Source organism: Microcoleus sp. Pol12B5 (assembly GCF_036701335.1).
Lineage (GTDB): Bacteria > Cyanobacteriota > Cyanobacteriia > Cyanobacteriales > Microcoleaceae > Microcoleus.
In genome coordinates, this window is sequence record NZ_JAUBQQ010000059.1 from 14,466 (window position 1) to 37,876 (window position 23,411).

22 protein-coding genes are annotated in these 23,411 nt (G+C 45.5%); 9 read left to right on the forward strand and 13 right to left on the reverse strand.

All coding sequences use genetic code 11. The features are described from left to right. Window positions 1-170: 170 nt before the first annotated feature. Together ispG and ctpC are read left to right on the forward strand one after the other, a co-directional pair. Entirely contained in the window at window positions 171-1,391 is a 1,221-nt protein-coding gene (ispG, locus tag QUA24_RS20745) for a (E)-4-hydroxy-3-methylbut-2-enyl-diphosphate synthase (RefSeq protein WP_333145618.1), read from the forward strand. A 316-nt stretch (window positions 1,392-1,707) separates the two neighbouring features. Then, window positions 1,708-3,063 (forward strand): carboxyl-terminal processing protease CtpC, encoded by a 1,356-nt coding sequence (ctpC, locus tag QUA24_RS20750; protein ID WP_333231745.1) that lies wholly within the window; start codon window positions 1,708-1,710, stop codon window positions 3,061-3,063. 156 nt (window positions 3,064-3,219) lie between these two features. Here ctpC and QUA24_RS20755 read toward each other — a convergent pair whose 3' ends face one another. Further along, window positions 3,220-3,426 (reverse strand): DDE transposase family protein, encoded by a 207-nt coding sequence (locus QUA24_RS20755; protein ID WP_190733905.1) that lies wholly within the window; start codon window positions 3,424-3,426, stop codon window positions 3,220-3,222. A 301-nt stretch (window positions 3,427-3,727) separates the two neighbouring features. Between QUA24_RS20755 and QUA24_RS20760 the strand changes: the two genes are divergently transcribed. Beyond that, complete coding sequence (locus QUA24_RS20760; protein WP_333231747.1) at window positions 3,728-6,412, forward strand: heavy metal translocating P-type ATPase; 2,685 nt, start codon at window positions 3,728-3,730, stop codon at window positions 6,410-6,412. Window positions 6,413-6,603: 191 nt separating this feature from the next. On the opposite strand, the gene QUA24_RS20765 is transcribed toward QUA24_RS20760, so the two are convergent. After that, window positions 6,604-6,951, reverse strand: coding sequence for a hypothetical protein (locus QUA24_RS20765; protein ID WP_190659999.1), 348 nt, complete (start codon window positions 6,949-6,951; stop codon window positions 6,604-6,606). 105 nt (window positions 6,952-7,056) lie between these two features. On the opposite strand from QUA24_RS20765, the gene tmk reads away from it, so the two are divergent. From tmk to msrA, 3 genes are all read left to right on the forward strand, one after another. Beyond that, entirely contained in the window at window positions 7,057-7,725 is a 669-nt protein-coding gene (gene tmk, locus QUA24_RS20770) for a dTMP kinase (protein WP_333231749.1), read from the forward strand. A gap of 233 nt (window positions 7,726-7,958) precedes the next feature. Continuing rightward, complete coding sequence (locus tag QUA24_RS20775) at window positions 7,959-8,921, forward strand: DNA polymerase III subunit delta' (RefSeq protein ID WP_333231751.1); 963 nt, start codon at window positions 7,959-7,961, stop codon at window positions 8,919-8,921. 39 nt (window positions 8,922-8,960) lie between these two features. Next, a complete protein-coding gene (gene msrA, locus QUA24_RS20780) occupies window positions 8,961-9,434 on the forward strand; it encodes a peptide-methionine (S)-S-oxide reductase MsrA (RefSeq protein ID WP_333213088.1) in 474 nt (157 codons plus the stop codon). A 166-nt stretch (window positions 9,435-9,600) separates the two neighbouring features. Here msrA and QUA24_RS20785 read toward each other — a convergent pair whose 3' ends face one another. Beyond that, a complete protein-coding gene (locus QUA24_RS20785) occupies window positions 9,601-9,744 on the reverse strand; it encodes a hypothetical protein (RefSeq protein WP_333231753.1) in 144 nt (47 codons plus the stop codon). Window positions 9,745-9,987: 243 nt separating this feature from the next. Here QUA24_RS20785 and QUA24_RS20790 point away from each other — a divergent pair, with 243 nt between their 5' ends. Next, window positions 9,988-10,824 carry a metallophosphoesterase gene (locus QUA24_RS20790; protein WP_333231754.1) on the forward strand — a complete coding sequence of 279 codons (837 nt, stop codon included), beginning with the start codon at window positions 9,988-9,990 and terminating at the stop codon, window positions 10,822-10,824. Window positions 10,825-11,078: 254 nt separating this feature from the next. Here the strand turns inward: QUA24_RS20790 and rppA are convergent, their stop codons facing one another. From rppA to QUA24_RS20805, 3 genes are all read right to left on the reverse strand, one after another. Further along, on the reverse strand, window positions 11,079-11,765 hold the full coding sequence (gene rppA / locus QUA24_RS20795; protein WP_333231756.1) for a two-component system response regulator RppA: 687 nt from the start codon (window positions 11,763-11,765) through the stop codon (window positions 11,079-11,081). Window positions 11,766-11,823: 58 nt separating this feature from the next. After that, window positions 11,824-12,468 carry a glutathione S-transferase family protein gene (locus tag QUA24_RS20800; protein WP_333231757.1) on the reverse strand — a complete coding sequence of 215 codons (645 nt, stop codon included), beginning with the start codon at window positions 12,466-12,468 and terminating at the stop codon, window positions 11,824-11,826. A gap of 132 nt (window positions 12,469-12,600) precedes the next feature. Beyond that, complete coding sequence (locus QUA24_RS20805) at window positions 12,601-12,858, reverse strand: hypothetical protein (RefSeq protein WP_333231759.1); 258 nt, start codon at window positions 12,856-12,858, stop codon at window positions 12,601-12,603. Between the two features lie 198 nt (window positions 12,859-13,056). Between QUA24_RS20805 and hisG the strand changes: the two genes are divergently transcribed. Next, window positions 13,057-13,701: an ATP phosphoribosyltransferase gene (gene hisG / locus QUA24_RS20810; RefSeq protein ID WP_333076539.1), complete on the forward strand. Its 645-nt coding sequence runs from the start codon at window positions 13,057-13,059 to the stop codon at window positions 13,699-13,701. A 272-nt stretch (window positions 13,702-13,973) separates the two neighbouring features. Here hisG and QUA24_RS20815 read toward each other — a convergent pair whose 3' ends face one another. Together QUA24_RS20815 and QUA24_RS20820 are read right to left on the reverse strand one after the other, a co-directional pair. Continuing rightward, a complete protein-coding gene (locus QUA24_RS20815) occupies window positions 13,974-15,431 on the reverse strand; it encodes a response regulator (protein WP_333231761.1) in 1,458 nt (485 codons plus the stop codon). 595 nt (window positions 15,432-16,026) lie between these two features. Next, entirely contained in the window at window positions 16,027-16,227 is a 201-nt protein-coding gene (locus QUA24_RS20820; protein WP_333231763.1) for a hypothetical protein, read from the reverse strand. Window positions 16,228-16,411: 184 nt separating this feature from the next. Here QUA24_RS20820 and QUA24_RS20825 point away from each other — a divergent pair, with 184 nt between their 5' ends. After that, window positions 16,412-16,636, forward strand: a complete 225-nt coding sequence (locus tag QUA24_RS20825) for a helix-turn-helix transcriptional regulator (protein WP_333231765.1) — start codon at window positions 16,412-16,414, stop codon at window positions 16,634-16,636. Between the two features lie 107 nt (window positions 16,637-16,743). On the opposite strand, the gene QUA24_RS20830 is transcribed toward QUA24_RS20825, so the two are convergent. The 5 genes from QUA24_RS20830 to QUA24_RS20850 all read right to left on the reverse strand — a co-directional run bounded on the left by QUA24_RS20830 (window position 16,744) and on the right by QUA24_RS20850 (window position 22,909). Then, window positions 16,744-19,206, reverse strand: coding sequence for a caspase, EACC1-associated type (locus QUA24_RS20830; RefSeq protein ID WP_333231767.1), 2,463 nt, complete (start codon window positions 19,204-19,206; stop codon window positions 16,744-16,746). Then, on the reverse strand, window positions 19,199-19,597 hold the full coding sequence (locus QUA24_RS20835; protein WP_333231768.1) for a hypothetical protein: 399 nt from the start codon (window positions 19,595-19,597) through the stop codon (window positions 19,199-19,201). The genes QUA24_RS20830 and QUA24_RS20835 overlap by 8 nt, the downstream gene beginning before the upstream one ends. Before the next feature lie 245 nt (window positions 19,598-19,842). Further along, complete coding sequence (locus QUA24_RS20840) at window positions 19,843-20,247, reverse strand: transcriptional regulator (RefSeq protein WP_333231770.1); 405 nt, start codon at window positions 20,245-20,247, stop codon at window positions 19,843-19,845. Continuing rightward, window positions 20,231-20,530 (reverse strand): type II toxin-antitoxin system HigB family toxin, encoded by a 300-nt coding sequence (locus QUA24_RS20845; RefSeq protein WP_333231772.1) that lies wholly within the window; start codon window positions 20,528-20,530, stop codon window positions 20,231-20,233. Before QUA24_RS20845 ends, QUA24_RS20840 begins: the two co-directional genes overlap by 17 nt. A gap of 165 nt (window positions 20,531-20,695) precedes the next feature. Beyond that, on the reverse strand, window positions 20,696-22,909 hold the full coding sequence (locus tag QUA24_RS20850; RefSeq protein ID WP_333231774.1) for an ATP-binding protein: 2,214 nt from the start codon (window positions 22,907-22,909) through the stop codon (window positions 20,696-20,698). Between the last annotated feature and the right edge of the window lie 502 nt (window positions 22,910-23,411).

Here is a 23,411-nt window from a genome sequence, read left to right on the forward strand (position 1 = left end):
TTAGTTCGATCGCCCTTTTCCGACATAATTCGATCGACAAATTCGCAGCAATCTCATTAAGAATCATAAATCCCAAAACCTCTTTGCCCAAACAGGCCCTTTCTGTGCAAACCTAAAAAACAGCAGACACAATTTTATAAACTCTAATTAAAGAACCCTAGCAACCAGTTATGCAAACTCTGCCGAACCCCACTAAAACCCTCACCACCGAACCAACCTTCGACACCACCATCAAGCGCCGCAAAACCCGGCCCGTCAAAGTCGGTAGCGTGACGATCGGCGGTGGCAACCCCGTCGTCGTACAATCGATGATTAACGAAGACACCCTCGACATCGACGGTTCAGTCGCCGGAATTCGGCGCTTGCACGAGATTGGCTGCGAAATCGTCCGCGTCACCGTGCCCAGCATGGCCCACGCCAAAGCATTAGCCGAAATCAAGCAAAAACTGCACGCCACCTACCAACCCGTGCCCCTCGTGGCCGATGTCCACCACAACGGCATGAAAATTGCCCTCGAAGTGGCCAAACACGTAGACAAAGTGAGAATTAATCCCGGGCTTTACGTGTTCGAGAAGCCGAAAGCCGACAGAACCGAATACACCGACGCCGAATTCGCGGAAATTGGCGAAAAAATCCGCGAAACCCTGGAACCTCTGGTGATTTCCCTGCGCGACCAAGGCAAAGCTTTGCGAATCGGCGTTAATCACGGTTCCCTCGCCGAACGGATGCTTTTTACCTACGGCGACACCCCCGAAGGCATGGTGGAATCGGCCCTGGAATTCATCAAAATTTGCGAATCCCTCGACTTCCGAAATATCGTACTTTCCCTGAAAGCCTCCCGCGCACCCGTGATGGTTGCTGCTTATCGCTTGATGGTGCACCGGATGGACGAACTCGGCATGGATTACCCGCTGCATTTGGGCGTCACGGAAGCAGGAGATGGCGAATACGGCCGCATCAAATCCACCGCAGGCCTCGCACCTTTGTTAACTGACGGCATCGGCGACACCATCCGCGTGTCGCTGACAGAGGCCCCAGAAAAGGAGATTCCCGTCTGCTACAGCATTCTGCAAGCCTTGGGACTGCGGAAAACGATGGTTGAGTATGTCGCTTGTCCTTCCTGCGGTCGCACTTTGTTTAATTTAGAGGAAGTGTTACACCAAGTGAGAGAGGCGACGAAGCATCTCACGGGTTTGGACATAGCAGTAATGGGCTGTATTGTCAATGGCCCGGGAGAAATGGCTGATGCTGATTACGGCTACGTCGGGAAGCAACCGGGTTATATTTCGCTGTACCGGGGTCGGGAAGAAATTAAGAAGGTGCCGGAAGACCGAGGAGTGGCAGAATTGATTGACTTGATTAAATCGGACGATCGCTGGGTCGATCCTTAATTGCTGTCGATCGCTCCTAATGCCTGTTGTTAAACCCGGAGAGCCCCCCTAACCCCCCTTAGTAAGGGGGGGACAAGAGCGCTCAAAGTCCTTGTTAAGGGCGGGACAATAACGCTCAAAGTCCCCCTTCTTAAGGGGGATTTAGGGGGATCGAGACTTTGATACAAACGAAAGAGATAGAGGATTTCAGTCTTAAGTTGACACCGCAGAACTCGGCAAAGTGGAATAATATATGTACGCCAAACGCGAGCCGGCCTTGCCTGTGTTAGATTGAGCGTAATTATTCTGAACTCTTTTCCTCCCGCGCGTCAGACAAATGGTTATAACAAAACGAGGGCTTGTTCTAAGTGCAGCAGCGGTGGTACTCACTGCTGCAACTCTTGCGAACACTGGTTGCAGTTCTAAATCTCTGGCTTCTTTTCGGGGAAGCCCTAAAGAGTTGGTTGATGAAGTTTGGCAAATTATTGACAAAAGTTATGTGGATGGCACTTTTAACCAGGTTGACTGGAAAGCGGTGCGGAATGATTATTTGAACCGGACTTATACTAGCGATGAGGAAGCTTATAAGGCGATTCGGGAAATGCTGAAAAAGCTGGACGATCCTTATACGCGGTTTATGGATCCTCAAGAGTTCAATAATATGCAGGTTGAAACTTCTGGGGAACTGACAGGAGTGGGGATTCAGTTGACTCAAGATGAGGAAACTAAGAAGTTGACAGTGATTTCGCCGATCGAAGATACTCCTGCTTTTACTGCTGGTATTCTGGCAAAAGATATCATTACTAAGATAGACGGCAAGAGCACAGAAGGCATGGATACGAATCAAGCGGTAACTTTGATTCGCGGCCAGGCGAATACTGAGGTGACGCTGACTATTTTGCGGGGAAGCAAGGAATTAGAATTTAAGCTGAAACGCGCTAAAATTGAAATTCATCCTGTGCGGAAGTCGGTGCAGAAAACTCCCATCGGAGAAGTCGGCTATATTCGCTTAAATCAGTTTAGTGCGAATGCTGCATCGGAAATGCGATCGGCAATTAAGGATTTGGAACAGAAAAAGGTGACGGGCTATATCTTAGACTTGCGTTCCAATCCAGGCGGGTTGCTGTACGGAAGTATTGAAATTGCTCGGATGTGGCTCAAAGAAGGTACGATCGTCTCCACAGTCGATCGAGTCGGTGAGGCCGATAAACAAACGGCAAATAAGGCAGAGCTCACAGACAAACCGTTAGTTGTACTGGTAGACGGCGGTTCAGCAAGTGCTAGCGAGATTCTATCCGGTGCTTTGCAAGACAACAAACGCGCGGTTTTGGTGGGAACAAAGACGTTTGGTAAAGGTTTAGTTCAGTCAGTACGCGGCGTGGGGAATGGTGCCGGTTTGGCGGTGACAATTGCCAAGTATTTTACTCCCAACGGCACTGATATCAACCACGCCGGGATTGAACCGGATTTCAAGGTAGAACTCACCGACGCTCAAAAACAGGAATTGAGGCGCGATCGCGATAAAATTGCTACGAAGGCCGATCCGCAGTACGCGAAAGCTATGGAAGTTTTGACAAAGCAAGTTACTGGTAAAACAGGGAACAATAAGGCTGAGGCGAAACCGAATGCTGCGCCACCTAAGCCGACTGCGGCGCAGGCAAAACCGAGTGCAGCACCTTCTAAATCGAAGTAGAAAACCTGTGTAAGGTTTCAGTTAAAAAAAAGCATTCGGGGGAAGACTTACGGCCAAAAGCCAACATTTTCAACTCGAATGCTTCGCTATTTTTTGCAATGCGTCATTGGGAGTCACGTTAGCTTTCGCGATTCAGAGGAAAGCAATCGCAATCCGTCATTGCGGCTGGCATTTGCCGGCGCGAATTAATCCGATGCGGCGGGCGATGGCATCTTCGGCAGAATCGTAAGGGCCCCACTTTTCAATAATACTGGGGTTTTGTTCTTCGAGTTGGGCGATCCTCTGCGAGGGTTCCGCCAACGGCAAAATTTCGCAATTACCCGCAGGACGTTTGACAATATAAAATTTTGGTGTTTCTGTCATAGCTAAATTCGTCAAATAAAAGCTGGATACTAACTAGGCAATTGGCTCATTATATCAAATAGGGAAACGGCACTGCCGTGTCCAAGACGTGTCTTAGCGTTAAACTCGCATTCTAGTAGTGGCTGAAACCCCTGTCGGGCTGCGGATTTAACTGCCTGCCACTAATAAGAATTAAAAAAAACTAACACTTTCGGAAGATGCCACAAAATTTATCTATGATAAAAATATAGACATTTGTCTAAACTGTGCATTAAACCCTTTCAAAAGCACCGAAATATTCTAATCAATACCAAAAAAAACCATGCAATTTTTGCCCAAAACAATCCCCGAAATTCAACCAGAAATCATATCAGTTAAAGAATCACCGCCAGAACTTGTTACTTTCGATGTTGGCGGGATGAAATGTGCCGGCTGCGCGAAAGCTGTGGAACGCCAACTCATGCAGTATTCAGGCGTAATTTCAGCTTGCGTTAACTTGGCCGTAGAAGTGGCGACGGTTGAGTGTCAACCGGGGACTGTCGATGCAGAAGCTTTAGCGAAAAAGTTGACTGATAATGGATTTCCCTCTCAGTCTCGTTCAGGTGAAAATCAGCAGGAAGCAGAAGCGACAACAATTGAACGGCGACGGCAAGAAATTCGACAGCAAATCAAGCAATTGACGATCGCCCTAATCCTAATTATTCTATCCGGTTTAGGTCACGTACTCGGCACAAAAGCCCCAATTCTCAGCAATATTTGGTTTCACTGGGGGCTCGCCACCCTAGCATTGCTGCTACCGGGCCGCCCGATTATCGTTGACGGGTGCCGCAGTTTGTGGCGAAATGCACCCAACATGAATACTTTGGTAGCTTTAGGTGCTGTTACAGCTTACACCGCTAGCAACGCCGCGCTGCTGTTTCCACGGATGGGATGGGAGTGCTTTTTTGACGAACCGGTGATGCTGCTGGGCTTTATTTTGTTGGGCAAAACTCTCGAACAGCAAGCCAGACGGCGCGCTGCATCAGCTTTGCAAGCTTTAATCGCATTGCAACCGGCGAAAGCCCGCTTAGTTGATTTTAAACTCCCGAGTTTAGATTTGCGATCGGAAGAATTGCCTTTAGACTCGACATCTGCGGTCTACGATCCACAATACATTGAAATTCCAGCCGATCGCGTCCGAGTCGGAGAATGGCTGCAAGTTTTGCCAGGGGAAAAAATTCCCGTAGACGGCGAAGTTTGCGAAGGCAAAACAACCATAGATGAGTCGATGCTGACTGGCGAATCAATGCCGGTTTTGAAGCAACCAGGAGATACAGTTGCGGCGGGAACTATCAATAAATCCGGGGCAGTTGTGATGCGGGCAACTCGCACCGGTAAGGAAACAACTGTAGCTCAAATGGTGGCTTTGGTGCAGGCTGCCCAAACTCGCAAAGCGCCGATTCAAAATTTAGCTGATACTGTCGCGGGATATTTTGTTTATGGGGTAATGGCGATATCGCTTTTAACTTTCCTATTTTGGTATTTTGCCGGCACTCATATTTGGCCTTCTGTGCTTTTAGGACACGGGGCAATGAACATGGGACACGGGGCAATGAATATGGGAAATGAATTGCCTATTATCCATTATCAATCGCCTTTGCTGTTAAGTTTGAAATTGGCGATCGCAGTTTTAGTTATTGCTTGTCCTTGCGCTTTGGGACTGGCTACCCCAACAGCAATTTTAGTCGGTTCTGGCATCGGGGCGGAGCGCGGACTTTTAATTCGCGGTGGCGATGTTTTAGAACGGGTGCATCAATTAGATACGGTGGTTTTTGATAAAACTGGCACTCTAACAACCGGAAATCTCACACTCACAGATTATTTGCCGATTTTCCAGAATTCGGAGTGGGATTTGAATTCAGATATTAATGTTGGCAACAGGCAAGATGCCTGTTCCACAATTGATAGAGTTTCTCGCGACAAAGAAGATGTTAGTTCCACAATTGATGGATTTTCTGGAGACAAAGAAGATGTTAGTTCCATAATTGATGGATTTTCTGGAAACAGGCAAGATGCCTGTTCCACAATTGATGGAGTTTCTGGAGACAAACAAGATGTTTGTTCCACAATTAATGGAGTTTCTGGCAGTGCGGTTAATTCAAAACTGCTGCAAATTGCGGCGGCGGTGGAAAGGGGCGCTTGTCATCCCATCGCCGCAGCGATTTTGGTGGAAGCTCAACATCAAGGTTTGCCGATGCTAGCTGCTGAGGATTTCTCCACGGAACCGGGATTCGGGGTTTCTGCTTTGGTGGAGGGCCGGCGGGTGTTCGCGGGGAATGCCGAGTGGATGAAGGAGCAGGGGGTCGCTGTGGCGGCGGAATTGTCGGGGTCTTGCAAAGGCAAAACGGCGGTTTACGTGGCTTCTGGGGGCGTTTTGCTGGGGGTAATCGGGCTAAAAGATACTCTGAGGCCGGATGCTAAGGCGGCGGTGGAACGTTTGCGGGGCATGGGATTGCGGGTGATGATGCTCACGGGGGATACGGCGTCTGCGGCGGCGGCGACGGCGCAGCAGCTAGATTTGACGGCGGCTGATGTTTTGGCCGAAGTGCGGCCGGAGGGCAAGGCGAGGGCGATCGCAAGTTTGCAAGCCCAAGGCTGTAAAGTGGCTGTGGTGGGGGATGGTATCAATGACGCCCCGGCTTTGGCTCAAGCTGATGTCGGTATCGGTTTGCACTGCGGTACTGATGTCGCAGTTGAGACAGCTCAAATTGTGCTGATGCGAAATGCTTTGATGGATGTTGTTGAGTCGATCGAACTGGGGCGCGCTACTTTTAATAAGATTCGCCAAAATTTATTTTGGGCTTTTGGTTACAATACTCTGGGAATTCCGGTAGCCGCGGGTATCTTGCTGCCTGCAACCGGAATTCTACTCAGTCCTGCGGCGGCCGGAGCATTTATGGCGTTTAGTTCTGTTAGCGTTGTGACAAATTCTTTGTTTTTGCGTCGGGGATTTCGAGCTTCAATTTAGGGATGACAGATAAATGTCGGAGGTCATCGGTCATTAGTTAGAAATTAATGACTGATGACCTCATACCAAGAGGGAAACAAACCCCTCACACCAGGAGTCGAGAGCCAAGAAGTTTCCACGTTAGTTAGAACCCCCTGATTCATCTGTAGAGTCAAGCGAAAATCTCACACCTCAAATTGACTGACTGATGGCTACAGTGCCATACTTTCCAAAAGTCGCCAGTTATTGTTGTTCATAATTGAACGACTCACTAGCTCGAACATTTGACGGCAGTGGTTGTTGGTTTGCAGGGGCAGTTCCTCGTTTTTAATCACGAAGTTCATGCGAACCTCTGAGTCGCTAGCCGTGTTTTTCTCAATTAGGACTTCTGCGGTGACAAGTTTGGCAATCGAGACTTGACCGGGAAGTTCGCGAGCCATGACGGAATCTCCTGTATTGTAGATAATATCAAGATTGCATGACTCTAAAATTTCAATCAGGGATTGACGGAGACGGTCGATCGGAACGGCAACGATAAAAAAACCAGTATAGCGAGCCATAGACAACTCCAGCCGTGAGGCATTTAGACTTTATTATCATACCGAACCTAGAACAGATGAACAGAACAATATGGATTTATTTTATTCAGGTGGAAAGTTAGGGCAATGAAGGGCAAACTTATCGTGTTTGAGGGGGTTGAAGGTGCGGGTAAAACTACGCAAATGCAGCGCTTGATACAGTTTCTGCAAGCAAGTTGCTGTCTGAGAGTCCGGTTGGTGGCTACTCGCGAACCGGGGGGTACTGAGTTGGGAAGGGGACTGCGACATTTGCTGCTGAAACAAGATGGGGGCGAATCTGTATCCGATCGAGCAGAATTACTCATGTATGCTGCCGATCGCGCTCAACACGTCGAAACTTTTCTCAAACCCGAGTTATTGAAAGGAACGATTGTTTTATGTGATCGTTTTACTGATTCTACGATCGCTTATCAGGGCTACGGCCGCGGTCTTAAGTTAAACTTAATTAAGCAGTTGAATGACATTGCCACTGGCGGCTTGGAAAGCGATCTGACTTTGTGGCTGGATATTAATGTGGAAGCGGGTTTGGCGAGGGTAAGGGTCCGGGGAGGGTGCGATCGGATCGAGCAAGCTGATTTGAAGTTTCACCGCCTTGTGCAGCAAGGTTTTGCGGAGTTAGCCGAGGCAAATAAATCTCGGATTGTCCGGATAAATGCCGATCTGCCTGAATATGAAGTCGCTCAGGAAATTCAAACTATTGTAACTCGCAGATTAGAAGCTTGGGGATATTTAAATAATATCAATTCTGAAAAATAGCGCTAGATCGTGTGTAGAGACAGGGCAATGCCCTGTCCTGCTCCAAGAACTTACAATTTAACATTCTTAACTCAAAACAATTATTTAGCAGTCCCTTAAACCACAATAACCTTTTGGTATTTTAGTAGCCGCGCCGACGGCTAGGATGTACTTAATTGCTAAAACCATATATTTTCATCCTTCATCCTTCATCCGTTACCTAATCCGTTGCCGAACTTCCTTCTTCCGCCAACATGAATTATTTCACATCATTAATCGGACAAGAGCGACCAGTAGAATTGCTAACACAAGCAGTCGAGCGAAACCGAATTGCTCCTGGTTATTTATTTGTCGGCTCTAACGGCATCGGCAAAAGTTTAGCTGCTCAATGTTTCATCGAGCTTTTATTCTCAGCCAATCTTCCCAAAACCAAACTCGTAGCCTCGGTACAAAATCGCGTGCAGCAGCGCAATCATCCAGACTTACTTTGGGTAGAACCCACTTACATGAACCAAGGCAAACGGCTTACACCAAAGGAAGCAGAGGAAGCCGGTTTAAAGCGGAAAGCACCACCACAAATTCGTTTAGAACAAGTTCGAGAAATCGGTGATTTTCTCAGCCGACCGCCGCTAGAAGCTGCGCGTTCTGTCGTAGTTTTGGAACAAGCAGAAACAATGGGCGAGGGAGCCGCTAACGGCTTGTTGAAGACATTGGAAGAACCGGGAAAAGCAGCCCTAATCTTAATTGCTCCGACAGTGGAAGCTTTGCTGCCAACTTTGATTTCCCGTTGTCAAAAAATCCAGTTTTCTAGGCTGAATCCCGAAGCAATGGCACAAGTTTTGCAGCAAGCCGGATTCGCGCAGATTTTGGATCATTCCGAGGTACTGGGGATGGCTCAGGGTAGTCCTGGGGAGGCAATTTCAATTTGGCAGCAACTGCAATCAATACCCGATGATTTGCTGCAAAAAGTGAAGCAGTTGCCTCAAAATCTGCGGTCTGCTTTGGAATTGGCAAAGGAAATTGATAAAACTTTAGATACTGAATCTCAGTTGTGGTTAATCGATTATTTACAGCACTGTTACTGGCAACAATTTTTGGCAGGGGGAATTAGTCGATCGCCCTTAGAACCCTTGGAGAAAGCACGACAATATTTGCTAAACTACGTACAACCGCGATTAGTTTGGGAATGCACATTAATGGGAATATGTCAAGCATAATTTAGTGCCGAGTTTGAGCGCAATACGATGAGTAACACGATGGAAAAAGCCACATTTGCAGCAGGTTGTTTTTGGGGAGTTGAACACAAGTTTCGCGCCGTTGCGGGTGTCGTCTCGACTGCTGCGGGCTACACGGGAGGTCACTGGCCCAATCCTTGCTACCTCGATGTTTGCGCCAGAGTGACTGGTCACGCTGAATCTGTGCTGATAGAGTACGATCGATCGCAGGTGAGTTACGAAACACTGCTTGATGTATTTTGGAACTGTCACGACCCTACCCAAATCAATCGCCAAGGCCCCGACAGAGGCGAACAGTACAGATCTGTGATTTTCTATCACAATTCCGAACAAGAAAAAGCCGCTCGCATCTCCAAAAACAAATTGCAAAGTTCCGGTAAATACGACAAAGATATTGCCACAGAAATCAAACCTGCTAGTGAATTTTATATGGCAGAGGATTACCACCAGCAATATATTGAGAAGAAGCGGCTTTCGTCAGAAGTTATTAGTTAACAAGTAACCAGACGCGACCAAAAATAAAATATCTTAGGGGCGGGTAAGGCAATAATATATACTAGCCACAGCTTATTATTAATGCAAAACTCGGCTTCCCCCACGCCATGTTTATTTCCACCTACTCAGTAATAAATCATTAGTAATGAGATAGTGTTTGGTAGGATCAATCCCCCTGTGGTAAGCCGATGCGATAGGGATCGGCACCAATCTCAGCTTTGACAATTGCTAAAATAATATAGATGCGGGGCGGGGAATGCCAGTCTGAAGAGAATTGATCGCGTTTTAAACAGCTTGTTACGGAAGTCATAATTTTATAATAAAAATGCTGTATTAGTAGGGCGCGTAATACCGAAACAATTTTGCAAGAAAACCTAACTAAAAATTGGCATTTCTGTTTAAATTCTCTTGAGAAAATCCCACTTTTTGCGTCCCTGACTGTAGTCATTAGTCAGAGGATATAAGGAAAAGGGAAGAATATCTAGTTTGGCAGTCTTGCTTGTTTATTTGCTAAGCTAGAGGTGGCGCTCTGTCATCAATAAACTTTAGATTTATGCACAGGTTATTAACTGGGAAACTGCGAATAGAGTATTTAACAATACCAATCGCCAATCTTCCAGAAAATCTATCCGGTACTAAAATTGTACAGCTTACGGACTTTCACTATGACGGGGTGCGGCTGTCGGAATGGTTGCTAGAAGAGGCGATTGCTGCGGCCAATGAAGCTGAACCCGACCTGATTTTTTTAACCGGTGACTTTATTACCTACGATCCCGCACCTATTTACGGCCTAGTGCAGCGATTGAAAAACTTGCAAAGTCGGGTGGGAATTTACGCGGTTTTGGGTAATCACGACCACTATTGGCCGGGGGCAAAAAGAGAGGTTGCTAATGCTTTAAATAGCGTCGGGATTCGGGTTTTGTACAACGAAGCAATCTATCCTTTGGGGTCGGAATTGGCTTTAGTTGGGTTAGCAGATTTTTGGTCGGGCGATTTTGCGCCTAAACCTGTAATGGCATCAATAAATCCCGCGATTTCTCGGATTGTATTGTCTCACAATCCTGATACTGCTGAAAAGCTGCAAAATTGGCGGATTGATTTGCAATTGTCTGGGCACACTCACGGCGGTCAAATCGTTATTCCCGGTATCGGGCCTTTGTACGCTTGGGTCAGAAAAATTGGCTATTTTATTCCTAAACGAATCCGAAAGTTCATTCCTTTTATGTCGGCTTGGGATCGAGTAGTTACTCACTGGGAATGGGCTAGCGGTTTGCATCGGGTTGGGAGTAATTTGCTGTACGTGAATCGCGGTTTGGGGACTTATGCGCCGGGGAGGCTATTTTGCCCCCCCGAGGTGACAGTAATTACTTTGGTTTGTCAAGATACGTAAGGGCGGATTTAGGGTGCATACTTCCCCGATAATAGATAATACAGCAGAAGGAAGAGGGAAGTTCGGCAACGGATTCTGTAACGGATTTAACGGATGTCATGGATGTCAGTCCGATGGAAGAGGGAAGTTCGGCAACGGATTCTGTAACGGATGTAACGGATGTCAGGAAGAAGGAAGAGGGAAGAAGGAAGAAGGAAGAAGGAAGAAGGAAGAGGGAAGGAGGAAGAAGGATTTTTGTACAAAGTCTATTATTTTTAATTGGCTTCTCCAAAGCGATAGCCTCTGCCGTAGACTGTGTGAATTAGGACAGATTCGCCAGGGGCTTCTATTTTTCGGCGCAGCAGGCGAATTTGAGCGGCTAATACATTGCTGCTGGGTTTTTCTGCTTCACTCCACAAATACTGGTGGATTTGTTCGTGTGTTAGCAATTGACCGGTATGGCGCATTAAGTATTCTAATAACTGACATTCTTTTTCTGATAAGTCAATTGTGCGATCGCCCCGATAAGCTAATTGATTGTCGTAGTCTAGCTGTAAATCTGCAACTTGCAGCCGCCCGACAGCAACCTCGGTATCAAAAGTAGGAGGCCGCCGCAGTAATGCGCGGACTCTGGCTAGCAGTTCTCGGAGTTCAAAAGGTTTGACTAAATAGTCGTCTGCACCGGCGTCGAGTCCTTGTACGCGATCGTCTACGGTATCTTTGGCGGTCAGAAATAGCACTGGCGCATTGCGTCCTTGCGATCGCAACTTCTGGCAAATTGCCAGTCCGGTTTGTCTCGGCAGCATCCAATCCAAAATTAGCAAATCGTAATTGCCCTGCATGGCTAAATTGCTGCCACTTGCTCCGTCAAATGCCACATCAACTGTATAACCTTCGCGCGTTAAGACTCGACTCAAAGGGTCAGTTAACTCAACTTCATCATCAACTAAAAGAATCCGCATCCTGATTTCAAATTTGAGATTTGAGATTTTAGGTTAAGTAAACTGATTTTTGCTAGATTTAAATGTGTGGAATACTTTCCGTTTCGCTGCAAGCTGCTGCTACCCATTCCTGGATAGCAGGCAAAGCCAAAATTGCATCCGCATAAGCTTTTGCTGATGAATCTAGTTTGACTCCGTAGGTGATAAAACGCATCACAACTGGGGCAAACATAGCGTCAACTACTGTGAATTTTCCGAACAGCATATTGCCACCTATTCCGAATTTTTGGCGGCATTCGCGCCAAATTGTAAAGATGCGATCGATCTCTGCTTCTACACCGGCAGTCATCCCTTCTCCCGGATAGCGGTTGCGGCAGTCCATCGGCATATTGTCGCGCAAATTTTGGAACCCCGCGTGCATTTCGGCAGCAATGGAACGGGCGATCGCCCGTTCCGCTACATCCGCCGGCCACAAATCATTTGCAAAGCGATCGGCAACGTATTCGCAAATTGCTAATGATTCCCACACTTTCAGATCGCCGTCGATTAAAACTGGCACTTTTCCCGAGGGAGAATAGCGCCGAATTTCTTCATGCGTTGTAGGCCAGTCTAAGGGGATTCTCACCTCGGCAAATTCCAGTCCAGCTTGTTTCATCCCCAGCCAAGCGCGCAGCGACCAAGAAGAATAATTTTTGTTGCCGATTACCAGAGTCAATTTGGTCATAATGTAGCTGTTAGCTATTTGCAATCGCCAGTTAAATTTTAAGTTTTAGAGTTGAATACACAAAGGCATGATACACAATGACGAGCGCGCGAGCGGCCCGTTTTCTGCACCAGCCTCTGCAAGCATTTTACATTAACAGCCTCCCAGCGTTCCGCGTTTTTCTGCAAACTTCGATCGGGGGGCGCGATCGAACACGCTGGATTGCACATGAGATAAGAAGCCTCTGTCCCTGGGAACCCTGGTCTGGTTAGTGTTAGGTACAGCAACTGTATAGTCCATTTCCTCCTTCTCTACACCACCGCCTGAGAGGATTTCATCTACTGTAATCTTTTTCAGGGAATCCTGGTCTACACTGTGAAAATTTTCATCCAATTCTTGATTGTTTTCCATACCGAGCGCCCTTGAAACAAGTGACTCACTAAAAAATTACTAAATATAATATATCCTCAAACAAAGGATCGAGCAATACCAGAAATTTATTTTTTGCTATTAACTCTATGTGTTATTCTGAGTTTGGTAAAAGCTGTTTCTGCTTAGACCGCGATCGCCCCCTTCCCAACTTGAGAAAATTACACTCTAAAAATTGACATGATTACTGTTGCACTTCCCAAAGGCGGATTGTTAGGAGATAGCATTCGGCTGTTTAAATCGGTTGGATTAGACTTCAGTGCTTTTCTCGATTCATCTAACCGACAACTTCAAATATATGACCCGACAGGCACTGCCAAAGCTTTGCTAGTAAGGACGCACGACGTGCCGGTTTATGTGGAATACGGTCAAGCGGATTTGGGAATTGCTGGCTATGATGTTTTGCGGGAAAAAAAGCCAAAAGTTGCTAATTTAATTGATTTAAAGTTTGGCAAATGTCGGCTGTCGGTGGCGGTGAAGGAATCTAGTTCTTATCGAAGAACTGTGGATTTGCCTCCTCACGGTAGAGTTGCTTCTAAGTTCGTACACTGTGCAAGAGAATATTTTCACAATTTGAATTTGCCGGTGGAAATTGTGCCGCTTTACGGTTCTGTGGAGTTAGGGCCGATTACAGGAATGTCGGAGGCAATTGTGGATTTGGTTTCGACTGGCAAAACTTTGCGAGAAAATGGTTTGGTGGAAATTGATGTTTTGTTTGAAAGTTCAGCTTATTTAATCGGTCATCCTCTGAGTTACCGTTTGAATGCGGGAGGTGTGAATGAGTTGATCGGGAAATTGAGAGAGCAAGTTTTGACGACTGTGTGATGCGAACTCCAATTACTGTAGACTTATTGCATAAATCCTTCATTGATAGGGAAACCATAGACGCAACGCAGGATAGTAGGGGACTTTTGCAATAAGTCTAAACTATTGTAGGGTGGGCTTGTAGCTGGGAGCATCTCATATTTGTAAAAACACTTCTTCTGGCTCCTTCTTTCTTCCTTGTTCCTCTTTCCTCCTGACTCCTAACTCCAATTTCTAGCTTAGCTGCTTTCATTGAGATGCTCCCCTTGTAGCCCGCCCTAAAAGTTAAATCTTTATGAAGTGCTATTTGCAGGTAGTAAACCTAGTTTTTCCTGGCAGCGATTTATATAAAAACGGACGACTGTATCAGCAGGGTTTTGTTCGATTAGTTGCTGAAAATATCCCAAGGCTGCGACAAATCGTTCAGATTGCCATCCTTGAATTCCTTTGTCAAATAAACCCTGGGTAAGCTGCTTTGCCTCCGAGTCGGGACAGGAGGCTGCCCAGATTTCGTAGATTTCAATAGCTTGCTGCTTGCCGCGCGGGGTTACTCGATCGATCCAGCGATAATAATAATTGTTGCTGGGCAAATGACTGTCAGCAGCAGTCGCCCCAGAAGTAGAAATAATACTCTCCTGTGTTTCCACTTCTAAGTCGCACTTTAATAATAGACTTTCTTTTGAGTAGGAGTTGGAACTTATGCCATTTAGAAATTCTCTCGCACGAACGATCGCATTTTCGCTAACAATAATTTGGCAACCGTATATTTTAGTTAAATTTTCTAACCGAGAAGCTGTATTTACCACATCACCGATGACTGTAGAGTCCATGCGGCGATCGGATCCCAAAGTGCCGATCATGCCGATACCTGTGTTAATTCCCGTACCAATATTGACGGGAGATTCTAAATTGTATTGGTGGCGACTGGCATTAAATTCTTGCAAAGTTTCTTGCATTGCTACTGCGGCTTCGATCGCATTCATGGCGTGAGAATTAGGCTTGTCAAATACTGCCATGATTGCATCGCCTAGGTATTTGTCAATAAACCCGCCGTGAGACGTGATGCACTCGTTCATTTTAGTAAAAAAAGCGTTCAACCATTCAAAAGTCTCGCGAGCTTGTTGAGATTCGGCGATCGTAGTAAACCCGCGAATGTCGCAAAATAAAACAGTCAGCTCTTCTTCTGTGACATTGCCCAACTGAATAGATTCTATTCCTTGCGGCGCAATTCGTTCGAGAAGTTGCTCTGGCACAAATAGCTGAAATTTTTCTGAAAGATATTCGTTGGCTTCCCAAGCTGCGGCAATTTGGCGTTTGCTTTGCTCTTTTACCTGCTCGTGCAATTGGGAAGATACAGCTTGCGATCGCATTTGACTCAACTGCAAAATATTTTCAACTTTGGCCAGCAACAAACGACTGTTAAAAGGCTTTGTTAAATAATCATCTGCCATCATTTCTAACCCTTTGATGCGAGAGGTATCGTCATCGAGGGCGGTTAAAAAAATCACCGGTACAGTTTGCAATGCCGTATCCTTCCGCAGGCGATCGCACACATCAAAACCGTTCATCTCCGGCATCATAATATCTAATAAAATTAAATCGGGTCGAGAGGCGCGGGCAAGGGAGAGGGCTTCAGCGCCAGATAGCGCTGATACTGTAGCGTATCCTTTCATGAGCAATAACTCTTCCAGTAAAGTCAGATTAGCTGGCTCGTCATCAACCAACATGATGCAGGGCGACTTGTTTGACATCGAATATGATAGGTAAAGTTTGGCCACAGATCGGCAAGGACGAAGGATTTAGGTATTTAGCTAGGATTGACGCACGATCGCCTAGAAATCGGATTTTTTCCGAAAATACTGCATGCAGACTTTTAATCGGGGTAAAAAACCCGGTTTCTTTAGTCTAATAGCGTCCAGAACTGATTGTGCTGTGTTCTTTAGTCTTTCCCCTCGTTTCTGAACAGAGATGTCCCCGATCGATCGCCAAAATAGTTGAGTTAGGTTACTATAAGTTGATTTTACATTCAATCTAAAATTTCTCTAGTATTGAGTTTAGCGTTTCGCATCATGAAATGTAATAAATTACACCTCTGTGGCAGTGAACCCAGGATTAGTGGCAGTTGGAAAAGTAGGAGGCCCCGCAGTGGCAAATACAATAGTGCGATCGAAGACACCCTCACGTGGGGCTGTTTTCTTTTTCCCTAATAGTCCTGGACGCACGGGTGGCCAGAAACCGGGTTTTTTTACGCAAATCCTCTACTTTAGTCCGCAGATTAGGTAAAAAACCCGGTTTCTTTGTCGGAAGTGCGTAAGTTCTGCCTAAAAAACCGATTCCTACGATCAGTTATGGGTCATGAGGTGTCAAATCAGCGCGATCGGGCAAAGCAAACACAACTTTCAATGGGATATCGGGGACTCGCTGGCGACACAACTGAAGATGTCCGTCGGCGTCTGATCGATTGCGGTATCGCCCGACAATCGCCCATTGCAAATTGGGAAGCAAACGGGCAACCGCCCAAGGCTTGAGGCACTCTTTGTAAGTCATAATGGTTTTATCTCCATTTCAAAAGGGAGCCAGAGTCAGCGCGGACACTTGGTAGGTAGAGGCGCTGGCTTTTGACTTGATTATTTATCTTATAGCGCTAGCGCATATACGTCAATATATATGCTTAAATACATAGGTGTGAAAGTTCTAGTTCTGACACTGAAATACTCATAAGCTAATGGGTATGTATCGAGTAAAAGTTAGAGTCAAAGAGCTTTGCGAAGAGCGGAACTGGAGCCTTAACGAACTAAGCAGACGTTCGGGTGTCACATACACTACCGTTCGCCGTTATGCAATGCAGCCAATGGCGAAGATAGAAATAGACGCAGTTAGCCGCATTAAGGAAACGTTTGGCTGTTCTTGGGATGAGTTGTTGGAATTGCTTGGAGATAATTCTTTTGAGGAGTGAGTGCGATCGCTTGTTCATTTTTATAGGAGGGGTGCGATCGCTCTGGGAGACAATTTACACTCATCCCTAGCCATTTGCTTCCAGGCTTTTAACAATTTATTGAGTGTTCACTTTGTAACTAGCTCAAATTTAGGGTTGCCGCTGCTATCTTTAACTACCTGAACGAGAACTGGTTTTTGCCCTTGGCGCTCACCGTCCATAAACGTGAGAGGATTTCCTGAAGTTTCATCTTGTGAAAAATTACGATTTTTGAGGTTGTCCAACACAGTCTGGCGGGAGGGATTGTTAGACGAAGATAGAGCTTTAATAAAAGCTTGAGTCGCATCATAACTGGTAGCTGTGCGCCAGCTAATCTCACCTCTCCATATGTCCTTGGCTTTGTCAGCAAATTTTTTTGAATTGGGTTCATCTCGAAACCAAGGTACAGCTAAAACCAAACCTTCAACAGCATTTCCAGCGTCAAAAATCTTTTTATCGTACAAGGCATCTGCTCCCAGTAGCGGTAGATTTTTGATTCCAATCTTGTCGATATTTAGGGCGCTGGCAATTTCAATTTTTTGTGAGTCTGGAAACAATACAACAGCATCAAGTTGCTGATTTTCTCCTTGGGTGATTTTCATTGAAGGAGCGGTCAAATTTATCGTCACTGTTTTGACAACTTCTCCTAATGGTGGGGTAAATACTCTTTGAAACCCTTCCGTTAAGCTGAGGCTATATGGATCTTGAGGATTGTTGAAAATAAAAACTTTTTTATAGTTATTTTTTATGGCATAATTGGCCAACTCTTCACCATTTTTTTCGTCATTTGGTAAGGTTCTGAAAAAAACTTTATTCTTCAGTTTAGTGTCTGTACTACTGGGGGATATTGTGGCTAGATTACCTGTTTCATACTCAGGTAGAGCAGCTTTGCTAGCAGCACTGGTGTAGTGTCCAATCACTCCTATAATGCTTGAGTATTGGCTTAGCTTCTGAGCAACTTGCTTTGCTTCGTTAGGATCGTTTTTATCATTAGCGATTACAATCTGTAATAACCGATCTTTCTCTTTATGTGGATCGTTGAAACTATCTTGTGCCTGTGCAACTCCTCGCAAAATTTCCTCAGCAATGTTAGGTTGAACCAGAGGTACAACTACCGCAAGAGTTACTGGGTTCCCTTTGGACAATGCTCTGGCATTATTCCAATATATTTTGGATTCTGGATCGTTAGGATTATCTTTTATAGTGTCTTCAAAAAACTTAGTAGCGTTTCTATAATCCTTTTTTTTGAAGGCGTCAATACCTTTATATCGCTGAGAATTTGATTTGCTATGAAAGAAAGTCTGTTCACCTTGGCTCAATGATTCCGACTCGAATATGTCTTGAGATGAAGGTAGAGAATTAACATCATGATACCGCAAATACCAATACCCGCCGAATCCCAAAACAGGCAGCAGGCATACATAAAAAATCGGTCTTCTAAAGATATTACCCCTACCCCTAAGCCATGCGAGTAAATGTCGTAATCTTATATAATGCAAGAATCTGTCAATAATTTCTTTTTCAATAGGTGCTACATCTTCAGGTCTTAAACCATAATTTATTTGTAAATATCTCAAATCATTGCGAGCTGTTGGAGTCAAAGGATACTGCTCTTGAATAGCTTCTTTAAAGACTTTTCGATAATTATTTAAATTATTTAAACGCTGGTGGAATGGTTTCAGAACTTGTTGTTCGATTTCTGCCGCTGTGTCATCTGGGATGTGAAGTTCTTGCCGTTTCATCGGTAAAATCAAAAGACCTCTTTGAGAAATTTGACCATTTCTAGCAAAGCGTTCCACTGTTTGGCGATATTGCGCCTCTGTGTTTCTGGGAGCATTAGCTAATAGAATGTCGAAGCCTTCCCCATCCAGAATAATAATATCTGGCTGCTGGTTTGGCTTCTCCTCCTGGACTTTCTTTTTGGCATATTTATGCAATTCACGAACGTATATTTCACCATTTGTATCTGTGTCAGATGCGCCTGTCTCAATCCCCTCAACTAAATACTGGGTGTAAAGCGAAAGCGTTGACCCTTCATCCTGGAAAGAAGTTTGGGTCGCAGTGGAAGACGTGAGAACAGCTTTTCCTTTTGCACCTAATTCCTGCCTGACTATATCCACACTTTTTGCCTGCCAACCATTTGCAAAAGCACCACTATAGCAACAATCAAGAATTATTACTTGTCGCCTAGCAAGGCTCTGCTTGGATTGCCCTTGCACAAAACTTGCTCGCACCGCAGTCGCGCGGAAGTTATTTTTAGCAGTAGTGCGAGTTGTCAAGTAAAGGTGGTTATCATCATCAGTAATGCCATGCCCGGAAAAAAATAGCAGTAATAAATCATCTCTCTTGCGATTGGCAAATAGCCACTCAATTTCTATTTGCATTTTCTCTAGATCGGGGTTAATCAGTGGCTTTACCTCATCAAAACCCCCCAGATTAGGGTCTTCCAAAACTCCCTTCATTGCTTCCACATCATTAGGAGGTGCAGAAAGAGAAGGGATGCCATTCCCGTATTCGCTGACTCCAATCAGCAGCGCTATTTTCTTAGGCATTTTCCTGTTCCCTCAGTTCAGCTAGAAGTTTCTTTACCAATGCCTCAGCCTCTTCTAACTCCTTGCGGCTTTTGGCTTCAATTTTGATTTCTTTCTCACCAACTTTGACGTGAACGACAATCGACTTATCCCGCAGGCGATCGCCCAAAAAGCTCCAAAAATCCTTAATGTTCTTAGCATTCACCTCCGCTGTCAGGAATCCTACCAGCGTTGCAAACCCTGGTTTAGCCCCTGCCTCTGGATTCAAATCTTCTACACGCTCAACCTTCTCCACTTCATCACGTTGGCGTAACAGATGCAGCAGCTTTCGCGCTATCTCTTGTCGTTCCTCATCATCTAGTTCTGGGTCATTAACGGCAAACGTGAATTGAACCGTGGGTTCGTCTGTCATCCTAGCCTCGGAGTTACGTTATTTATCTTGGTACAAATTATCTTTCACCTTTTTCCAGACTCATCCGGATAAATCGAGTCAGAGAGGCGATTGAGTCGGTTAACCTCTCTGTATGTTGCTCTCCTGGCAGAAGAGGAGAGTAATCATCCTATTCAACCAACCTCTAAAACGTGATCGCCCCCACCCTCATCAAATCAATCCACTTGGATGCGATCGCCCTCCGAGACATTACAGAGTGAGATCGCTTAATTGAACAAAAACAACCCCGGATCGACGTGAAAAAACCTCCCCAAAGCCTCAGCTTGTTTCTTGCTGATTTCTAGCCGATCGTTAATTACCTCAACTACCGCCTCACTCGAACCCATAATTTCTACTAAATCCTCTGCTTCTAGACTCCGAACATCCATCAAATGCAGCAGCCTTGACTTTGGCGTTGATGTATTAAGTTGATAGTGCCGCTTTTCAAAATCCTCAATCAGTTTTACCAGCAATTCTAATAGCGCATCTTCTTCTGGAGTCAGATTTGGACGTGAGAGTAATTCTTCAACAATTTCCAAAAATATCTCGTTTTCCTCTTCAGTTTTGATAATTCGAGGCTGATATTGAGAAAGCAACCTACTGTAAATTTTTAGGTCAAAAGTAATAGTCATTTTTCCAGGTTTCCTTATCATACTCGGCGTGAGTGAAAACGTATTTTATATAAATAATTTGCTTCTCATAGTTAATACTCGCGATTAAGCGATATTTATTTCCTTTGATATTAAAAACTGTAAAATTTCCAACTGCTTCAGCTTTAAGATAAACAGCTTGAACTTCAACAAGATTAGTCCAGGCTGCTTTACTGACAATTTTATACCAGTCATCGAGCGCTTCGCAGGAATCAGCGTGACTTTTGCAGTAGTCTCTTAATTTTTTCCGACTGATAACGTGCATTTAGTTATCATTAGGATATTTTCTAGATGTCTGAATCCCGTCATCATCTATTATATAGCACCTCTAAATCATTTTAAGCAAATTTTTATTGGCACTTTGATGGACAAGCTTTTGTCATCCCGCGCCAGCTAACAGTTACTTTTAGAAGCTTTGTATAAATGCTGTTTAAGTGAGAAAAGAACGGACTGTAGCGATCGTCAAATTCAAATCCAGTGGCTTACTCAAATAAGCAGAAGCGCCAGCTTCCAAACATCGCTCACTGTCACCGGGCATCGCCATCGCCGTCACCGCAATCATCGGTACCGAATCCCAGACAGGATCTGCTTTAACTCGGCGCATCAACTCAAAGCCGTCAACATCCGGCAACTGAATGTCCATCAAAATTAAATCCGGCAGCAACTCCGCGGCTGCTGAGGCGGCGAGAATACGATCGGCCATCGCCTTCCCATCCGCAAGTATCTCTACCCCGTACCCCTCCAATTCCATCACCTCAGAAATTAACATTTGGTTAAAAGGCTGGTCTTCGACAACCAAAATCCGCTTCCTGGCAATTGGTAAAGCGATCGCAGAAGCAGGAACTAACTTGGTATCCAAAGCACAAGAAGCAAAGTTTCCCAACTGTTGACGCATCTCCGTCAAAGGCAGCCAAACGCGGAAAAGACTTCCCCGATCGCAAACAGATTGAAAAGAAACAGTTCCCCCGTGCAGTTCTGCCAATCGCTTAGTCAAAGCCAAACCCAAACCTGTACCTTCGTGCCTCCGAGTCAGGGAAGAATCCACCTGTTGAAAAGGTCGAAATAGCAAGTGCCAGCGGTCTTGAGGAATGCCGATGCCGGAGTCTTCCACCTCAAAACAAAAATAAGGAGTGCTGGCATTTACAGGAGAACAATCCGGCCGGTAGTCGCCGTCTATTTCGCTGCCGTAGGCCAGACGCCCGCTGAGTTTAACTTGTCCCTGTTCGGGGGTAAATTTGATGGCATTGGAAAGTAAATTAATCACAATTTGTCGCACTCGCCTTTCGTCGAGCCAAACTTTAGTAATACGGTTGTCGAGTTCTAAAGACAAACCGATCCGCTTTTTGTCTGCCCGTGGCTGCATCATTTTCATACAGTCTGTCGCGAGTTCTTGAACGCGAACAGGTTGTAAGTTTAGTTCTACTTTCCCCGCTTCAATTTTAGAAAGATCGAGAATATCGTTGATTAGCTGCAACAAGTGCTGGCCGCTTTTTTCGATCAGTTCTACATAGTTGATTTGTCGATCGCTCAACTGTCCTGCAGTTTGCCGCAGCAGCAAGTCAGAAAAGCCGAGAATGCTGTTGAGAGGCGTCCGCAATTCGTGGGACATTGAGGCTAAAAACTCGGATTTCAACTGAGAAGAATACTCTAATTCTTCATTAACTTGGCGCAGGTTTTCTTGTGTCTGAGCCCGCTCGATCGCCGCCCCCAGAGTCCGGCAAGCAGCTTCGAGTACGTCTTGGTGGACGGCGGCTTGCAGTTTTTTGATGTTGCGGGACTCCAGCGTCAGCACTCCGATGATCGTGCCGTTGGTAGCTGCGATCGGAAAAATGCCCAGTTGTCCAATTCCCGGATGCCGAAATTCCGGCACGGCATTGGGGTGTTGGGCATACTCCTCGACAAACACAGGTTTACCAGTTTTCACCACTTCCCATAGCAAACCGATGCCGTAGGGAATGCCTTGGTCGAGCAATTCTTGCATTCCTGCGACTACGGGTTCCCCGTAAGTAGCCAAAAATTGACTAGAAACTTGGTTGCAAATCCCCGACGCTTGCCGATCGTTTCCCTTGCCGTTAATCACCTTGACATCTCCGAAAGCTGCATTCATTGCCTCTACTAAATAGGTGAGGGCAAACTGACCTATTTCTTGCAAACTGTCAGACTTTTGCAGGCGTTCGGTTAAACCTAAAAGAAAGCTCAGCCGCCTGACTTCTGCGTTCAAGCTAGCTTGGGAGTTTTGGTATATCGTAACGTCTCGAAAGGTAAACAGCCGTCCGCCGCTGTTGGTAATCGTGGCGCACACCTCCAAACAAACCGCATTGGCTTGCTCGAAATAAAATGATAAACTTTCATGCTGAGATTTTTCTAGTGCTTGCTGAAACTCTTGCCACTGCTGAACAGACAAGTAACCCCGATCGACAATTTCCGCAAACAACAAGTGGCACTTCGGCTTTGTTTCCAGCCATTCTGGGGACAGTCCCCAGATTCCCGCCAATTTTTTGTTAAACAAAACTAAGCAGTCAGACGAGTCGAACAGAGCGATCGCATTGTCTACTTGGTTGAGAATCAGTTCTTGGTCTGCCCTCAACTGGTGCAAGTCTCTCTCCATTTTCTCTGTGTGTTTAGCTCTTAGTTTCGTTGTCATAACTTTCTAGGGATATGGCAAGAGTTCTTTGATAACTCTTCACTTAATGTTACATAATTTTACGTTTTTGGCAGTGAGGGGGATCGATCGGCCTTGTGATCTGAGACACTTGCTAGTTTCCGATGGCGATCGGAACCACCTTTGAACTGCGTCGGCTACATTGCTTAATCATGAGGAAATTAGGAGGGAAATCCTGATGACAGAAGCAGAATTTTTTAATAACAATGCTCTCGATCTTGATGGCATCTGACGTGAAACTATTGTGTCTAACCCTGTGCTAAATTGACTCATAGTAAAAACTAATTCCTGTGATAAGAAATCAGCATATAGCAATTGTAAATCATTTGTGAGTTTCTTACGGACTCCCAGCGGGTTCGGGGAGGGTTGGAGTGGGTAAAAAAATTACGACTCCTGCAAGGATTGCTATATAGCAAAACCATTTGATTTGTAAACAATGGATTCAATCATCACAAACGTTTCAGGTGGTTCTACATTCACGACT

Bases quoted from the DNA above. Each gene is read 5' to 3' on its own strand.
- ispG (WP_333145618.1), top strand. From the start codon at position 171: ATGCAAACTCTGCCGAACCCCACTAAAACCCTCACCACCGAACCAACC.
- ctpC (WP_333231745.1), top strand. From the start codon at position 1,708: ATGGTTATAACAAAACGAGGGCTTGTTCTAAGTGCAGCAGCGGTGGTA.
- QUA24_RS20755 (WP_190733905.1), bottom strand. From the start codon at position 3,426: ATGACAGAAACACCAAAATTTTATATTGTCAAACGTCCTGCGGGTAAT.
- QUA24_RS20760 (WP_333231747.1), top strand. From the start codon at position 3,728: ATGCAATTTTTGCCCAAAACAATCCCCGAAATTCAACCAGAAATCATA.
- QUA24_RS20765 (WP_190659999.1), bottom strand. From the start codon at position 6,951: ATGGCTCGCTATACTGGTTTTTTTATCGTTGCCGTTCCGATCGACCGT.
- tmk (WP_333231749.1), top strand. From the start codon at position 7,057: ATGAAGGGCAAACTTATCGTGTTTGAGGGGGTTGAAGGTGCGGGTAAA.
- QUA24_RS20775 (WP_333231751.1), top strand. From the start codon at position 7,959: ATGAATTATTTCACATCATTAATCGGACAAGAGCGACCAGTAGAATTG.
- msrA (WP_333213088.1), top strand. From the start codon at position 8,961: ATGGAAAAAGCCACATTTGCAGCAGGTTGTTTTTGGGGAGTTGAACAC.
- QUA24_RS20785 (WP_333231753.1), bottom strand. From the start codon at position 9,744: ATGACTTCCGTAACAAGCTGTTTAAAACGCGATCAATTCTCTTCAGAC.
- QUA24_RS20790 (WP_333231754.1), top strand. From the start codon at position 9,988: ATGCACAGGTTATTAACTGGGAAACTGCGAATAGAGTATTTAACAATA.
- rppA (WP_333231756.1), bottom strand. From the start codon at position 11,765: ATGCGGATTCTTTTAGTTGATGATGAAGTTGAGTTAACTGACCCTTTG.
- QUA24_RS20800 (WP_333231757.1), bottom strand. From the start codon at position 12,468: ATGACCAAATTGACTCTGGTAATCGGCAACAAAAATTATTCTTCTTGG.
- QUA24_RS20805 (WP_333231759.1), bottom strand. From the start codon at position 12,858: ATGGAAAACAATCAAGAATTGGATGAAAATTTTCACAGTGTAGACCAG.
- hisG (WP_333076539.1), top strand. From the start codon at position 13,057: ATGATTACTGTTGCACTTCCCAAAGGCGGATTGTTAGGAGATAGCATT.
- QUA24_RS20815 (WP_333231761.1), bottom strand. From the start codon at position 15,431: ATGTCAAACAAGTCGCCCTGCATCATGTTGGTTGATGACGAGCCAGCT.
- QUA24_RS20820 (WP_333231763.1), bottom strand. From the start codon at position 16,227: ATGACTTACAAAGAGTGCCTCAAGCCTTGGGCGGTTGCCCGTTTGCTT.
- QUA24_RS20825 (WP_333231765.1), top strand. From the start codon at position 16,412: ATGTATCGAGTAAAAGTTAGAGTCAAAGAGCTTTGCGAAGAGCGGAAC.
- QUA24_RS20830 (WP_333231767.1), bottom strand. From the start codon at position 19,206: ATGCCTAAGAAAATAGCGCTGCTGATTGGAGTCAGCGAATACGGGAAT.
- QUA24_RS20835 (WP_333231768.1), bottom strand. From the start codon at position 19,597: ATGACAGACGAACCCACGGTTCAATTCACGTTTGCCGTTAATGACCCA.
- QUA24_RS20840 (WP_333231770.1), bottom strand. From the start codon at position 20,247: ATGACTATTACTTTTGACCTAAAAATTTACAGTAGGTTGCTTTCTCAA.
- QUA24_RS20845 (WP_333231772.1), bottom strand. From the start codon at position 20,530: ATGCACGTTATCAGTCGGAAAAAATTAAGAGACTACTGCAAAAGTCAC.
- QUA24_RS20850 (WP_333231774.1), bottom strand. From the start codon at position 22,909: ATGACAACGAAACTAAGAGCTAAACACACAGAGAAAATGGAGAGAGAC.